This window comes from Streptomyces sp. NPDC048270 (assembly GCF_040652335.1).
Classification (GTDB): Bacteria; Actinomycetota; Actinomycetes; order Streptomycetales; family Streptomycetaceae; genus Streptomyces.
Map to the genome: position 1 here is coordinate 335,086 of NZ_JBEZLV010000002.1, position 14,708 is coordinate 349,793.

15 protein-coding genes and 1 tRNA gene are annotated in these 14,708 nt (G+C 72.3%); 13 read left to right on the forward strand and 3 right to left on the reverse strand.

Annotation, left to right across the window (positions count from 1 at the left end):
• Positions 1 to 19: 19 nt before the first annotated feature.
• Complete coding sequence (locus AB0D66_RS02975) at positions 20 to 820, reverse strand: glycerophosphodiester phosphodiesterase (RefSeq protein ID WP_362295686.1); 801 nt, start codon at positions 818 to 820, stop codon at positions 20 to 22.
• A gap of 227 nt (positions 821 to 1,047) precedes the next feature.
• Between AB0D66_RS02975 and AB0D66_RS02980 the strand changes: the two genes are divergently transcribed.
• From AB0D66_RS02980 to AB0D66_RS03005, 6 genes are all read left to right on the forward strand, one after another.
• The gene (locus tag AB0D66_RS02980; RefSeq protein ID WP_362295688.1) at positions 1,048 to 2,607 is read left to right on the forward strand and encodes a trypsin-like peptidase domain-containing protein; all 1,560 of its coding nucleotides are present in this window, start codon (positions 1,048 to 1,050) and stop codon (positions 2,605 to 2,607) included.
• A 92-nt stretch (positions 2,608 to 2,699) separates the two neighbouring features.
• The gene (locus tag AB0D66_RS02985; RefSeq protein WP_362295691.1) at positions 2,700 to 3,605 is read left to right on the forward strand and encodes a LysR substrate-binding domain-containing protein; all 906 of its coding nucleotides are present in this window, start codon (positions 2,700 to 2,702) and stop codon (positions 3,603 to 3,605) included.
• A 79-nt stretch (positions 3,606 to 3,684) separates the two neighbouring features.
• Positions 3,685 to 4,233, forward strand: a complete 549-nt coding sequence (locus AB0D66_RS02990; protein ID WP_362295694.1) for a cysteine dioxygenase family protein — start codon at positions 3,685 to 3,687, stop codon at positions 4,231 to 4,233.
• Positions 4,233 to 5,279 (forward strand): putative sulfate exporter family transporter, encoded by a 1,047-nt coding sequence (locus AB0D66_RS02995; RefSeq protein WP_362295697.1) that lies wholly within the window; start codon positions 4,233 to 4,235, stop codon positions 5,277 to 5,279. The genes AB0D66_RS02990 and AB0D66_RS02995 overlap by 1 nt, the downstream gene beginning before the upstream one ends.
• 301 nt (positions 5,280 to 5,580) lie before the next feature.
• On the forward strand, positions 5,581 to 6,537 hold the full coding sequence (locus tag AB0D66_RS03000; RefSeq protein ID WP_362295700.1) for a peptidase: 957 nt from the start codon (positions 5,581 to 5,583) through the stop codon (positions 6,535 to 6,537).
• A gap of 49 nt (positions 6,538 to 6,586) precedes the next feature.
• A tRNA-Ser gene (locus AB0D66_RS03005) sits at positions 6,587 to 6,673 on the forward strand.
• Positions 6,674 to 6,836: 163 nt separating this feature from the next.
• Here AB0D66_RS03005 and AB0D66_RS03010 read toward each other — a convergent pair.
• Positions 6,837 to 6,959 (reverse strand): hypothetical protein, encoded by a 123-nt coding sequence (locus AB0D66_RS03010; RefSeq protein ID WP_362295703.1) that lies wholly within the window; start codon positions 6,957 to 6,959, stop codon positions 6,837 to 6,839.
• Between the two features lie 122 nt (positions 6,960 to 7,081).
• Positions 7,082 to 7,954 (reverse strand): AraC family transcriptional regulator, encoded by an 873-nt coding sequence (locus tag AB0D66_RS03015; RefSeq protein WP_362295706.1) that lies wholly within the window; start codon positions 7,952 to 7,954, stop codon positions 7,082 to 7,084.
• A gap of 429 nt (positions 7,955 to 8,383) precedes the next feature.
• Between AB0D66_RS03015 and AB0D66_RS03020 the strand changes: the two genes are divergently transcribed.
• The 7 genes from AB0D66_RS03020 (at position 8,384) to AB0D66_RS03050 (ending at position 14,635) form a co-directional block, all read left to right on the forward strand.
• Entirely contained in the window at positions 8,384 to 8,881 is a 498-nt protein-coding gene (locus AB0D66_RS03020; RefSeq protein WP_362295708.1) for a DUF6344 domain-containing protein, read from the forward strand.
• Between the two features lie 587 nt (positions 8,882 to 9,468).
• Complete coding sequence (locus AB0D66_RS03025; protein ID WP_362295711.1) at positions 9,469 to 9,780, forward strand: hypothetical protein; 312 nt, start codon at positions 9,469 to 9,471, stop codon at positions 9,778 to 9,780.
• Between the two features lie 176 nt (positions 9,781 to 9,956).
• Positions 9,957 to 11,126 carry an acyl-CoA dehydrogenase family protein gene (locus AB0D66_RS03030; RefSeq protein ID WP_362295714.1) on the forward strand — a complete coding sequence of 390 codons (1,170 nt, stop codon included), beginning with the start codon at positions 9,957 to 9,959 and terminating at the stop codon, positions 11,124 to 11,126.
• On the forward strand, positions 11,123 to 12,061 hold the full coding sequence (locus AB0D66_RS03035) for a bifunctional MaoC family dehydratase N-terminal/OB-fold nucleic acid binding domain-containing protein (RefSeq protein WP_362295717.1): 939 nt from the start codon (positions 11,123 to 11,125) through the stop codon (positions 12,059 to 12,061). Before AB0D66_RS03030 ends, AB0D66_RS03035 begins: the two co-directional genes overlap by 4 nt.
• A complete protein-coding gene (locus AB0D66_RS03040) occupies positions 12,061 to 13,092 on the forward strand; it encodes an acyl-CoA dehydrogenase family protein (RefSeq protein ID WP_362295719.1) in 1,032 nt (343 codons plus the stop codon). Before AB0D66_RS03035 ends, AB0D66_RS03040 begins: the two co-directional genes overlap by 1 nt.
• The gene (locus AB0D66_RS03045; protein WP_362295722.1) at positions 13,089 to 13,472 is read left to right on the forward strand and encodes a MaoC family dehydratase; all 384 of its coding nucleotides are present in this window, start codon (positions 13,089 to 13,091) and stop codon (positions 13,470 to 13,472) included. The genes AB0D66_RS03040 and AB0D66_RS03045 overlap by 4 nt, the downstream gene beginning before the upstream one ends.
• Positions 13,469 to 14,635 carry a lipid-transfer protein gene (locus AB0D66_RS03050; RefSeq protein ID WP_362295725.1) on the forward strand — a complete coding sequence of 389 codons (1,167 nt, stop codon included), beginning with the start codon at positions 13,469 to 13,471 and terminating at the stop codon, positions 14,633 to 14,635. The genes AB0D66_RS03045 and AB0D66_RS03050 overlap by 4 nt, the downstream gene beginning before the upstream one ends.
• The last annotated feature ends 73 nt before the right edge of the window (positions 14,636 to 14,708 follow it).

Below are 14,708 nucleotides of genomic sequence, written 5' to 3' on the forward strand. Positions count from 1 at the left end.
AGGTGGGCAAAAGGGGACGTCAGCGCCCCAGTTGGGACAGAACCTGACGCGGTCTGTTCGTGATGATCGCTTCTACACCCAAATCAGCGCAGAGCTGAACGTCTTGGGGATCGTTCACTGTCCAGACGTGCACGGAATGGCCCGCACCTTGCAGTTTGCGGATGTAGCCGGGGTGGTTGCGCACGATCCGCATCCCGGGGCCGGCGATCTTCACTCCGGCAGGCAGCCGGCCGTCGCGCATCCGGGGTGAGATGAACTGCATCAGGTACACGGTGGGGATCGTCGGGGCGGAGGCCCGCACCCGGTGCAGCGAGCGGGCGGAGAAGCTCATCACCCGCACGGGGTGCGGCCCCTCGGTGGCCGGGGCGTCCAGGCCGAACCGCTTGAGCAGGAAGAGCAGGCGCTCCTCCACCTGTCCCGCCCAGCGGGTCGGGTGCTTGGTCTCGATCGCGAGGGCGACCGGCCGGCCCGCGTCGGAGACCAGCTCCAGCAGCCGCTCCAGCGTGAGGACGGAGGTGCGCTCGGGGTCCGCGTCCCAGTCGGGGGACTCCTCGCGGTCCTTCCAGGAGCCGAAGTCGAGAGCGGCGAGATCGGCCAGCTCCAGCGCGGAGACGGCACCGCGGCCGTTGGAGGTGCGGTTCACCCGGCGGTCGTGGACCAGGACCAGATGGCCGTCTGCCGTCAGCCGGACATCGCATTCGAGGGCGTCGGCGCCGTCCTCGATGGCCTTGCGGTAGGCGGCCAGGGTGTGCTCGGGAGCGTCCTCCGAGGCACCGCGGTGGGCGACGACCTGGATGGGGCGCGGCGTTGCGTGGGTCACTGGGTCATGGTGCCACCGACTGGCCGATCGGTGTCGGGGCCGGGACCTGGGGATGCGTCCGGAATGCCGGATATAAAGAATGGCAGGAGATGCACAGGTCCGGCTTACAGTGCTCTGACGGGTCATGGGAAAGGCTTTGCCCAGGAACTTGTACGGCACGTCGAACGTTCAGTCGGCCCGATAACGCCAGAGAAATCTGCAGCCGTGTGTGACGAGGAGAGAGCGCTGTGAGCACCGAGAACGAGGGCACCGCGGCCCCCACACCCCCCGCGGCCCCGTCCGCACCCCCTGCTCCGGCCTCCGAGACGCAGGCGGCCGGACCGGTCCCCGCCGCCGAGCCGGCGACCCAGCAGCTGCCGCACACGGCGGCGCCGGGTAGCGAGCCGACCCAGCAGATCCCGCCCGTCCCGGAGCCCCCGGCGGCTGCTCCGTCCGTGGCTCCGGCCGCGGCGCCTGCTCCCGCCCCGGCGGCCCAGGCGCCGGCCCACGCCCCGGTCGTGCCCCCGGCGTACGGCCAGGCCCCGGCGCCCGCCCCCGCCCCGGCCGCCCACGGAGCCGAGGGCTGGCCGCCCCCGCCGCCCACGGTGCCCGCGTACGGGGCCGGCGGCGGCCACGGCGGCGGTGCCTGGGGAGCCCCCTTCGGCGCGGACGGCACCCCGCCGGCCAAGCCGAGGGGCAAGGGCGGCCTGATCGCGGGCGTGCTCGTGGCTGCGCTCCTGGCCGGCGGCATCGGCGGCGGCGTGGGCTACTGGGCCGCCGACCGGAGCAAGGAGGCCACCGGCTCGACCACGATCAGCGCGGGCAACACCCCGAAGGACCTCAAGCGGGACGCCGGATCCATCGCGGGCCTCGCCGCGGGCGCGCTGCCCAGCGTGGTGACCATCGAGGCCTCGGCCGGGGACGGCGACGGCGGCACGGGCACCGGGTTCGTCTACGACCAGCAGGGCCACATCCTCACCAACAACCACGTCGTGGCCTCCGCCGCGAACGGCGGCAAGCTCACCGCCACCTTCTCCGACGGAAAGAAGTACGACGCCGAGGTCGTGGGCCGGGCCCAGGGCTACGACGTCGCCGTCCTCAAGCTGAAGACGCCGCCGGCGGGCCTCAAGCCGCTGCCGCTCGGCGACTCCGAGAAGGTCGCGGTCGGCGACGCCACCATTGCGATCGGCGCCCCCTTCGGCCTGTCCAACACGGTCACCACCGGCATCGTGAGCGCCAAGAACCGCCCGGTCGCCTCCGGGGACGGCTCCGGCAGCAAGAACTCGTACATGAGCGCGCTCCAGACGGACGCCTCGATCAACCCGGGCAACTCCGGCGGCCCCCTCCTCGACGGGCGCGGCGCCGTCATCGGCATCAACTCCGCCATCCAGTCGGCGGGCAACGGCGGCTTCGGCGGCGGCCAGGCCGGTTCGATCGGCCTCGGCTTCGCCATCCCGATCAACCAGGCGAAGAACGTCGCCGAGTCGCTGATCAAGACGGGCAAGCCGGTCTACCCGGTGATCTCGGTCTCCGTCGACCTCCAGGCCAAGGCCGAGGGCGCCAAGATCTCCGAGCAGGGCGCGCCCGCCAACGACCTGGTCGACCCGAACGGCCCTGCCGGCAAGGCGGGCCTCAAGCCCGGCGACATCATCACCGAGTTCGGCGGCAAGCCGGTCGACAGCGGCCCGACGCTCATCAGCATGATCTGGACGTACAAGCCCGGCGACACGGTCAAGCTGACCTACCTGCGCGGCGGCAAGCCGACCACGGTCGACATCACCCTGGGCTCGCGGGTCGGGGACAAGTAGAGGGCGCGTCCCGCGCGTCGGTGGCTGGTTGGGAGGGGCCGTAGGCGGGATTCCGCCTACGGCCCCTCCCAACGTCCGCTTATGCTTCACGGGTGTTCGATTCCCGGCACATACGGACGTTCCACACCGTGGTCGCCTCAGGCTCCTACTCGGCGGCCGCCCGCGTGCTGGGGTACACCCAGCCCGCCATCACCCAGCAGATGAAGGCGCTCGAACGCGCCGTGGGAACCCCCCTGTTCACCCGGGTGGGCAGGAAGATGCAGCTCACCGAGGCCGGTGAGTCCCTGTCGCGGCACGCCGAAACCATCCTCGGCAGCCTCTCCGCCGCCGAGGCCCAGCTCAAGGCGTACGCACGCCTGCGCACGGGGCGTGTACGGCTCTGCGGCTTTCCCAGCGCCAATGTCACCCTCGTCCCCGAGGCCTTGAGCGGGCTGGCCAAGGAGCACCCGGGCGTACAGGTGGAGCTGCTGGAGGGGGAGCCGCCGGAGTCGCTGCGCCGGCTGGAGCGCGGGGAGTGCGACATCACCCTGGCCTTCACCTATCCCGGGCTGCACGAGGAGGTCCCGGAGGAGGTCGCCGAGGTCAGGCTGCTGGAGGACCAGCTGACGGTGCTGCTCCCGACCGGGCACCCGCTGGCCCGCCGGCGGGCCGTGCACCTGGCCGACCTGGCCGAGGAGCAGTGGATCGCGGGCTGCCCGCGCTGCCGGGCCAACCTCCTGCACGAGTGCGCCGAGCTGGGCTTCGTCCCCGACATCCGGTTCGCCACCGACGACAACCTCGTGGTCCAGAGCCTGGTCGGACAAGGGCTGGGCGTGGCCATGATGCCCGCGCTGGTGCTGCCCTCCCTGTCGCTGAACCGCGTGTGCGGGCGGGCGCTCCAGCCCGCGGCCCGCCGCCATATCGCCGCCTACGTCTACCGCGACCACCTGCGCGTCCCGGCGACGGCGGTCGTACTCGACGCACTGAAGAGCGCGGCCGCGAACCGGGTCGGCTGCTGACCAACCCATAAGCAGAGCTTGGGATTTCGGGTCACAACTGTCGTTGGACGTGATGGAACGGCAGCAGGACGCTGCCCTTATGACCACCACCACGCCGGCCCGTACGACCACGAGGATGGCCGCCCTCGTCAGTGAGATCCGCAGGGTCGTGGACCGGGGGCTGGCTCCGGACCTCACCGCGTACCTGGTGGGCGAACGTCTCGCCCCCCATCTGGGAGCCCCCGACCTGCTGACGCCGACGCAGCAGGAGGGCGACCCGGAACGGTACCGGCAGCACGTGCTGCACGCCGAGTCGGACGGCAGCTTCTCGGTGGTGGCGCTGGTGTGGCTGCCCGGCCAGGAGACCTGCATCCACGACCACGTGTCGTGGTGCGTGGCGGGGGTGCACCAGGGCCAGGAGAGCGAACACCGCTACCGGCTCTCGCCCGGGCCGGACGCGGCCCGGCTCGTGGCCACCGAGGAGGTCGTCAACGGTCAGGGCGAGGTCTGCGGGTTCGCCCCGCCCGGGGACATCCACAAGGTGCGCAACTCCTGCCGTACGAAAGCGATATCGGTGCACGTGTACGGAGCCGACGTCGCCCGGCTTGGCACCAGCATCCGTCGCGTCTACACGCTCCCCGTCGACTGATGGCGCTCCTCCACCGCCCCCAAGGTGTGGCGGTCCGGCATGTTTCACGTGAAACATCCACCGTCTGGCGGGGGTTGGCGGCGGCCGCGGGGGGAGCTCTGGCGGCCTGGTGCATCCACCGGGTGGTGCCCGCCGTCCCCATGCTGACCGCGTCGGTGGTGCTGGGCATAGCCGTGGCGCACCTTCCCGGCCTGCGGGGTCACATACGCGGAGCCGCCCGCCCCGGCCTCTCCCTGGCGGGGCGGCGGCTGATGCGGATCGGCATCGTCCTGCTGGGCCTCGGCCTGGGGCTGGACCAGGTCCTGGGGCTCGGCTGGGCGACGGTGGCCATGGTCGCCGCGGTGGTCGCGGCCACCTTCCTCGGAACGCTCTGGCTGGGCCGGCGCCTCGGACTCCCGGGCGACCAGCCGTTGTTGGTGGCGACCGGGTACTCGATCTGCGGGGCCTCGGCGATCGGTGCGGTGAGCGAGGTGTCCGGGAGCGACGAGGAGGACGTGGCGGCCTCGGTGGCGCTGGTGACCCTGTGCGGGACGCTCGCGATCGCGGTGCTCCCCCTCCTGCAAGGGCCCCTGGGGCTCTCCGACCCGGCCTTCGGCCGGTGGATCGGCGCGAGCGTCCACGACGTCGGCCACGTGGTGGCCACCGCCCAGACCGCGGGCCCGGCCGCCCTGGGCGAAGCGGTGCTGGTCAAGCTGATGCGGGTGGCGCTGCTCGCGCCGCTGGTCGCGGCCGTCGCCTTCTCCGTACGGGCCAGGCGGCGCGGGGTGCGCACGGCCTCGGGCCGTCGGCCGACCCCGGTACCGCTGTTCGTGGCCGGGTTCCTGGCCGCGGCGGCCCTGCGTGCCACGGGCGCCCTGCCCGACCTGGCGCTGGAGTGGGCGCACACGGCGCAGGAGGCCCTGCTCGCGGCGGCCCTGTTCGGCCTGGGGAGCGCCGTACACCTGCCGACCTTGGCCCGGACCGGCGGGCGGGCCGCGATGCTCGGGCTGGGGGCCTGGGTGGTCGTGGCGGGCGTCTCGTACGCGGGCGTGCTGCTCACCGCATGACAGCGCAGAGGGAAGGTAGTTGGCCATTTCATGGCCGGAACCGACCGAACGTTCTGACTGCCCGCTGACAATGCTGCGCGCCCGTGCCACTCTGCCCGGCAAGCGCAACCCGTACAGCGCACACACCGCGGCGCACACACCACACCGCAGTTCACACACCGCACCTCAGGCGCCGCACCTCAGGCGCCGCACCGCAGGCACCGCACCCACCGCACGGCCGATCCGCACCGACCGTTCTTCACCCCCACCTGCCCTGGTCCGACCGACAGGACCGGACCGGGCACGGCAGAAGGAGTCATGCGTGAATCGTCATCGCATCGCCGCATCCGTTCTCCTCTCGGCAGGCGCCCTGATCGCCGGGGTCCTGACCGCGGCCGCCCCCTCCGCCGCGGCGGACACCCCGGCCTCCTTCAGGCAGCAGCACACCCAGGGCTTCTGGACCGCCGAGCGGATGCGCGCCGCGACCCCGCTCGACATCACGGCGGTTCCCGGCGCGGCCCGTACAGCGGTCGCGACCGCGGCCGCCCCCACCCGCATCGCCCCGACGGCCGCCTCCTCCTCCGCGTCGCCCACCGCCTTCCCGCAGGCGGGCGGGGCCTGGACGGGCGGCGGAGCGGTGGTGAAGACCTCGGGCCGGGTCTTCTTCACCATGGGGGGCCGGACCGCCTCCTGTTCCGGCGACTCGGTCACCAGCGCCAACGGCAGCACGGTCATGACGGCCGGCCACTGCGTGAAGTACCAGGGGGCCTGGCACACCAACTGGGTCTTCGTCCCCGCCTACAACAACGGCAGTGCGCCCTACGGCCAGTGGTCGGCCACCAAGACCTTCGCCACCGACCAGTGGGCGGCCAGTGAGGACATGAACATGGACGTCGGCCTCGCCGTCGTCGCCCCGCTGAACGGCCAGACCCTGAGCCAGGCCGTCGGCGCCCAGGGCCTCCTCTTCAACGGCGGCTACAACAAGAGGATGTACTCCTTCGGCTTCCCCGCGGCGGCCCCGTACGACGGGACCAAGCTCGTCTACTGCAGCGGCAACAGCGGCAAGGACTTCCTGCTGACCAAGGACCACAGCCTGGGCTGCAACATGACGGGCGGCTCCAGCGGCGGCCCCTGGTTCCAGGACTTCAACGAGACCACCGGCCTCGGCACCCAGGTCTCGGTGAACAGCTTCGGCTACACCTTCCTGCCGAACCGGATGTACGGCCCGTACTTCGGCAACGAGGCGAAGGCGGCCTACGACAAGGCCCAGACCGCCTGACCCGCAGCGGCCCCGTCACCCCCACCTGGCCGGTACTCTGTACCGGCCAGGTGGGTTGCCCGAGCGGCCTAAGGGAACGGTCTTGAAAACCGTCGTGGCAGCGATGTCACCGTGGGTTCAAATCCCACACCCACCGCTTCCAGGTCAGGGAACTGACCGACCGGAGGGCGGGTCCCCGATGCGGGGGCCCGCCCTCTGGTCCTTCTCCTGGCCGGCGCCGGGATCCCCCGATTTCCCGGCGCTGACCAGTGCACATGGGTCGTGCGGCGCCCGGGGCGCGGCGAGCCGCGCGCGGGACGTCAGCGGCCGTTGGTGTTGCCGCTCTCCCGGCGCCTGCGCCTGCGAGCGCCCAGGGCTCCCGCCAGACCGATCAGGCCGCCTGTGATCGCCCCCGACACGAGGATGCGCAGCAGGTCTTCCATCGACTCCCCCTCCGGACCAGGCTCACCACGAGGCGCTCCGGGTGCCCGGGTACCTGATCGCCATGACCGGGACACTAGCGAGGCGCGGGCGGGTCTGGCTTGGACAAATTTGACCTCGCCGCTCACAGCGGGAGGGCGCCCTCCGCCAGGCGGGCGGCGGCCATCCGGCCGGGCGTGGTGCCGGCCAGGGCGCGGAACTCGCGGTTGAGGTGGGCCTGGTCGTAGAAGCCGCAGACCGCCGTCACCTCGGTGGGGTTCGCCCCCTCCCTGGTGAGCAGCCGCATGGCCCGGTGGAAGCGCAGCACGCGGGCGGACATCTTGGGAGTCAGCCCGACCTGTTCGGTGAACCGGCGGATCAGGTGTCCCTGGCTCCATCCCACTTCGGCCGCGATCCGGCCGACCGGGACCGCCCCGCCGGCGAGGGACAGCAGCCGCCACGCATGGCGCACCTCGGGCGCGGGATCCGGGCCGCGCTCGAGCCGGGCCGACAGCGCGAAGTCCAGCAGGTCGAACCGTGCTCCCCAGTCCCTGGTGGCCGCCAGCTGCTCCACCAGCAGCCCGGCATGGGGTCCGAGCACGTCGCCGAGCTCGACCACCCTGTTGGTCAGCTCGCTCATCGGCACGGCGAACAGCCGGAAGGCGCCCAGCGGGGTCAACTCGAGCCGGATGGCCTCCTGGCCGCCGGGGTGGTCGCACACCCGTGGCCCGTCCTCCAGGCCCGCGACCAGCGAGCCGGTCACCTGGCTGTGGGGACTCGCCTCCGCCACCCGGCGGACCTGGGCGAACGGCTCGCCCAGGTTGATGACGACGACGGCCCGACCGGTGGGAACCAGCCGCACCCGGTACGGCGAGGCCGCCGCCTCCCAGTAGCCGGCATAGCTGTGCACGAAGGGGCGTAACTGGGGAGGCCACGGCCGGGTCACCCGCCACCGACCGCGCAGCGGGGTCATCTCGACGCCCAGACCGGTCATGCCCGCGCTTCCGACCACCGCCATATCCCTCTCCCTCCCGCGGCGACGAGCGCCCACGGCTCGGGGCCCATTGTGGTCCGAGAGCGCACGGGCCGTCGTGGGGTGCGGCCCCGGTTGTCCACATTCCGCCACCGCAGCGGAACGGTCCCTGACCGGTCCCACGAAGCCCCCGCCGGGTCATCGACGCGCGACGCGCCTTTCGACTTGCCGCGGCGCCGGGTGCGTGCCGCGGCCGGATCAGGGTCCTGACGTGGGAGGAAGATGCAGGTCAGGAGGGTTTTCGAAGCGGCGTCAGGGGCTCTGCGCCGCCGGAGACGACCCGGGGGACTGCGCCTTCCGAGTGGTGTTTGTCGGAAGATCGGCGCGGGTTATGGGGGTGGTGCGGTTGCGGGCACATCATGACGAATGTATTCAGATCCGTCCGTCGGAACATCTCGAAATGAGGCACCCGTCATGGCTCAGCGCAGCACCCTCTCCTCGATCTGGACCTCGGTCCTGGCCGCCCTCGTGGCGCTCCTCACCTCCCTCGGCCTCGCCGGGAAGGCCGCTCCGGCCGCCGCCTCCGCACCGGCCCCCGCCGGCCCCGCCGCCGCGGTGCGCCGCCCGGTGCTCGCCCCCCGGCGGACCTGGAAGGCGATGATGCGGGGCGGATCGCTGCCGCCGACCATCAAGCAGCGGATCCGCGCCGAGGCGCACGGCAAGACCCCGTCCGTCCGCCGCTCGACCACCGCGGCTGCCATGGGAGCCGGACCGGAAGCCGCCGCCCGATCGTTGACCCAGGCCGGTGCGCAGGCGGGTGCCCAGGCCGGTCTCCGGGCCGGCGTCCACGCCGGTACCCCCGCCGGTGCCCAGACCATTCCCCAGACCAGTGCCCAGGCCGGTGTCCACGCCGGAGCCCCGGCCGGAGCCTCCGCCGGAGCCGCCCGGGAAGTGCTCGCGCTCGCAGCGTAGGCGCAGCTGGAGGCACGGGGCCTGGGCAAAGGCCCGTACGCGTGACGTGTAAACCGCAGTTCACAGCCGTACCGCAGCAGTCGCAGGACCCGGATTCGACGGCGTACGCGCCGCCTCCGGGAAGAGCCGTACGAACCGGCGCTGGAGCCCGGTCACATGTGACCGAGGATCGCGCCGTGTGGTGCCCCGGAGCGGGGCACCGAGGGAATGCCCCGGCGGACGCCGGGGGCGTGCAGGGGGCGCAGAGCTTGGCATTGCAGGGCCGCAGGCCCGGGAGACGGTGGGGTTCCCGGACAGCGCGGCCCTTTTCGGCATGTCCGGGACACGGCGTTCTGGTGGAACGCTTCATCCCTTGTGGGGCAGGGGTTTCAGGGGGTTCCGGGGTGCTGATCTGGGGCGCAGGGGGCGCGAATGGGGTTTATCCGATGTTGGTCATACTTGCGGGGGAATAGCTGACTCCGGGGTGGTTCGCCGGGGATTCGGTGGGCAATTCTGATCTCGCGACGTCGTCAGCACGCAGAACGACCGAGGCGGTCGGCCAACTGCCTTGGAGTAAGCCCCACTTCGGTTTTCTGGAGGATTCAGACATGGCAAGCATCCGTACCGCCCGCGTCGTCGCCGCTGTCGCCGCGCTCCCCCTCGCCGTCGCCCTGTTCGGCGGGGTGGCCTCGGCCGACAACGGCTCCTTCGCGAACGACGGATCGAATGCGAGCGTCGCCAGCATCATCGGCAGCGGCGTGGGCGGCGACAACAACGGCAACTCGTCCACGTCGCAGCAGGTGGCGACCGGTTCCGGCGCCTCCAACCAGAACAACACCGCGCAGGTCAACGGCTCGGCCTTCACGGCGATCGACCAGTCCAACACGAACGTCGCCATCGACTTCCATCCCTGGTGGTAGCCGCGGCGTGAGCCGCTTCGACCGATGAGGGCGCCCGTGCGACCGGACCGGCTGGGGTCCGGTAGCGCGGGCGCCCTCGCGCGTGCCCGCCCGGCCCCTCCCCGACCTTGACATCACAGGTGAATCTGACGGACAGTCAGGTTTACTCGATGATGTGATGCCGGGAGGCCAGCGCCGTGCACCTCGCCCCGACCGAAGGTCAGTTGCGGCTGCGCGCCGAACTGCGGGAGTACTTCCAGGATCTGCTGCCGGACGGACTCCCCGAGGACCCGCCCCGCCAGCGCGAACTGCTGCGCCGCATCGGCGCCGACGGCCTGCTCGGCCTCGGCTGGCCCGTCGAGTACGGAGGCCAAGGGCGCGGTCCCGACGAGCAGTTCGTCTTCTTCGACGAGGCCTACCGGGCCGGAGCCCCCGTCTCCATGGTCACGCTCAACACGGTCGGCCCCACCCTGATGAAGTACGGGACCCAGGCGCAGAAGGACTACTTCCTGCCCCGGATCCTCCAGGGTGAGATCGTCTTCGCCATCGGCTACTCCGAACCCGAGGCGGGCACCGACCTGGCCGCCCTGCGCACCCGCGCCGTCCGCGACGGCGGTGAGGACGGGGGCGGCGGCGACTGGGTCGTCGACGGGCAGAAGATCTTCACCTCCAACGCCCAGAACGCGGACTGGATCTGGCTCGCCTGCCGCACCGACCCCGAAGCCCCCAAGCACAAGGGCATCTCGATCATCCTGGTCCCCACCGCCGCCCCCGGCTTCTCATGGACTCCCATCGACACCGTCGGCGGGCTGACGACCACGGCGACGTACTACGACGCAGTGCGCGTACCCGCCGGCAACCTCGTCGGCCCCGAGCACGGGGGCTGGGGCCTGATCACCAACCAGCTCAACCACGAGCGCGTGGCCCTGGCCGCCATCGGCATGCAGGCCGAGGACTTCTACGAGGCGGCCCTCGCCCACGCCCGCACCCCGGACCCGGTCACCGGCGAGCGCCCGGCCGACCTCCCCTGGGTGCGGTCCCGGCTCGCCGAGGCCCACGCCCGGCTGGCCGCCGTACGCCTCCTCAACTGGCGCCTCGTCCAGGACGTGGGAGGCGGCAGCCTGGCCCCCGGCGACGCCAGCGGTGTGAAGTTCCTCGGGACCGAGTCCGCGGTCGAGGTGTACCGGATGTGCCAGGAGGTGGTGGGCGAGGAGGCCCTCATCCGGGGGCCAGCGGCCTTCGCGGGCGGTGAGCTGGAGCGGATGAACCGGGCCGCCCAGATCAACACCTTCGGCGGCGGGGTCAGCGAGGTCCAGCGGGAGATCGTCGCCATGATGCGGCTCGGCATGAAGGGAAGGAAGCGATGACGGCGGACGCTGCCGGCGCAGCCGAGGAGGCAGGCCGGTTCCACACCCTCCTCACGGCCTTCGAAGGGCAGCCCGCCGCCACCGCGGGCCGGGGCAAGGACCTGGTCAACCAGCCGATGATCCGCCACTGGTGCGAGGCGATGGGCGATGCCCATCCCGCCTACACCGGCCCGGACGCCGTGGCCCCGCCCACCATGCTCCAGGCCTGGACGATGGGCGGCCTGTCCGGCCACACGGACCGCTCCTCCGCCTACGACGAGCTCTTCGCGCTCCTCGACTCCGCCGGATACACCTCCGTCGTCGCCACCGACTGCGAGCAGGAGTACCTCCGCCCGCTGCGGCCCGGCGACGCGGTCACCTTCGACGCCGTCATCGAGTCCGTGTCGCCGCGCAAGACGACCAAGCTGGGCACCGGCCACTTCGTGACCACGCGGATGGACGTCCGCGCGGGCGGGGAGCTCGCCGGCACCCATCGCTTCCGGATCCTCAAGTACGCGCCGGCCGGCCGGCCGCAACGGCGCGAGCAGAAGCCCAGGGCCCAGCGCCCCCGCCCGGTGGTCAACCGCGACAACGAGGGATTCTGGGCCGGGGTCCGCGACCACAAGCTGCTCATCCAGCGCTGCACCGCCTGCGCCACCCTCCGTTTCCCCTGGCTGCCCGGCTGCAACGCCTGCTCCTCCCCCGACTGGGAGACCGTCGAGGCCTCCGGCGCCGGCACGGTGTTCAGCTACGTCGTCATGCACCATCCGCCGTTCCCCGCCTTCGACCCCCCGTACGCCGTGGCGCTCGTCGAACTCGCCGAAGGGGTCCGGATGGTCAGCAACATCACCGGTGTCCCCTACGACAAGGTGCGCATCGGGCTGCCCGTCCAGCTGGAGTTCCTGCGCGTCGACGACGCTCTCGAACTCCCCGTCTTCCGCGTGAGTGAGGGCTGATGGACTTCCACCCCACCGAGGAGCAGGCCGCCGCGGCCGGCCTGGCCGCCGGCATCTTCGGCGACCTCGCCACCCACGAGCGCCTCGCCGCCGCCGGCACCGGCAGCGATACCGAACTGTGGAAGGCCCTGACCGCCTCCGGTCTGATCGCCGCCGTCCCGGACGTCGGCCTGCTGGGACTGGTCCTGCTGCTGGAGGAACAGGGCCGCACCACCGCCCAGGTCCCCTACGCCGCCACCTGCGTGTACGGGATGGTCCCGCTGGCCGCGCACGGCACCGCCGAGCAGCGCGCCCGACTGCTGCCCGCCCTGGAGAGCGGCGAAGCGGTGGCCACCGGCGCCTTCCCGGCCCGCGGACGGATCACTTCGCAAGGCGGCCGGCTCACCGGCACCGCCCCCGCCGTGCCCTGGCTGCGCGAGGCCACGCACGTCCTGGTCCCGGACGCCGACCGGGCGCTGTGGCTCGTGCGGACGGACGCGCCGGGCGTACGGACCTCCCCGGTGGAGACCACCGCGCCCTGGTCGGCGGGATCGCTGACCCTGGCCGGAGCCGGCGCGGAACGCATCGGCGGCGCAGGAGCCTACGACGCGGTCCTCGCCGCCGCCCGTACCGCCTTCGCCGGGCTCCAGGCGGGCGTCTGCGCGGGCTCGCTCGCCCGCGCGGTGGAGTACACCTCGACCCGTGAGCAGTTCGGCAGGCCGCTCTCCACCAACCAGGGGGTCATGCTGCGCGCGGCCGACGCGTACATGGACACCGAGGCGATCCGGGTCACCGCCTATGAGGCGGCCTGGCGCATCGACGAGGGGCTCCCGGCGCACGAACACGTGCTGGCCGCGGCCTGGTGGGCCTCGGAGGCGGGCAAGCGCGTCGTGCACGCGGGCCAGCACCTGCACGGCGGCATGGGCGCCGACCTGGACCATCCGGTCCACCGGCACTTCCTGTGGGGGCGCCAGCTGGACGCGTATCTGGGCTGCGGCAGCGAGCTGCTGGCCGAACTGGGAGCTTCGATAGCCGAGGGGGAACGCGCATGAAGGTCGGCGACGCACTGCCGCCGCTGGAGATCCCGGTGACCCGCACGCTGATCGTGGCGGGTGCGATCGCCTCCCGCGACTACCAGGACGTGCACCACGACGCGGCGCTGGCGCGCGGGAAGGGCTCACCGGACATCTTCATGAACATCCTGACGACGAACGGCCTGGTCGGCCGCTACGTCACCGACCACCTCGGCCCGCACGCCGTGCTGCGCAAGGTGGCGATCCGGCTGGGCGCCCCCAACCATCCGGGCGACACGATGACCCTCACCGGCACGGTCACCGCCGTGGCCGGGACCACGGTCGAGATCCGCGTGGTCGGCGCCAACGGCATCGGCCACCACGTGACGGGAACGGTCACCGCGGAGGTGCCGGCATGAGCGTGCGCATGCGTGACGAACTCGGCGGCCGTGCCGCCATCGCCGGTATCGGAGCCACCGAGTTCTCCAAGGACTCCGGCCGCAGCGAGCTCAAGCTCGCGGTGGAGGCGGTGCACGCCGCGCTCGACGATGCCGGCCTCACCCCCGCCGACGTCGACGGCATGGTCACCTTCACGATGGACACCAGCCCCGAGATCACCGTCGCCCAGGCGGCCGGCATCGGCGACCTGTCCTTCTTCTCCCGTATCCACTACGGCGGCGGCGCGGCCTGCGCCACCGTCCAGCAGGCCGCCCTCGCCGTCGCCACCGGGGTCGCGGAGGTCGTGGTCTGCTACCGCGCCTTCAACGAGCGCTCGGGCCGGCGTTTCGGCTCCGGAGTCCAGCAGCGCGAGCCCTCGGCCGAGGGGGCGGCGCTCGGCTGGTCGCTCCCCTGGGGACTGCTGACCCCGGCCTCGTGGGTGGCCATGACGGCCCAGCGCTACCTGCACGCCTACAACCTCACCCCCGAAGCCTTCGGGCACGTCGCGGTCACCGACCGGCGGCACGCCGCGAACAACCCCGCCGCGTACTTCCACGGCAAGCCCATCACCCTCGCCGACCATGCCGCCTCGCGCTGGATCGTGGAGCCGCTGCGACTGCTGGACTGCTGCCAGGAGACCGACGGCGGCCAGGCCCTCGTCGTCACCACGGCCGAACGGGCACGCGACCTGCGGCACCCGCCCGCGGTGATCACCGCGGCCGCGCAGGGCGCCGGCCGCCGCCAGGAGGGCATGACCTCCTTCTACCGCGACGACCTCACCGGGCTGCCCGAGATGGACGTGGTCGCCCGCCAGCTCTGGCGCACGAGCGGGCTGCGCCCCTCGGACATCGACGTCGGCATCCTCTACGACCACTTCACCCCGTTCGTGCTCATGCAGCTGGAGGAGTTCGGCTTCTGCGAGCCGGGTGAGGCCGGCGATTTCGTGGCCGCCGACGCGCTGCCGCTCAACACCCACGGCGGCCAGCTGGGGGAGGCCTACCTGCACGGCATGAACGGGATCGCCGAGGCCGTGCGCCAGCTGCGCGGCAGCTCGGTCAACCAGGTCGCGGGGGCGGCGCACGTACTCGTCACGGCCGGTACCGGCGTGCCGACCTCCGGGCTCATCCTCGGCGCCGACGGCTGAGACCGGCCCGCGCGGGGCCCGCCTCCTCCACCTTCAGGGGGTGGGGTTCGCCCTACTCCTACAACCTGAGGCG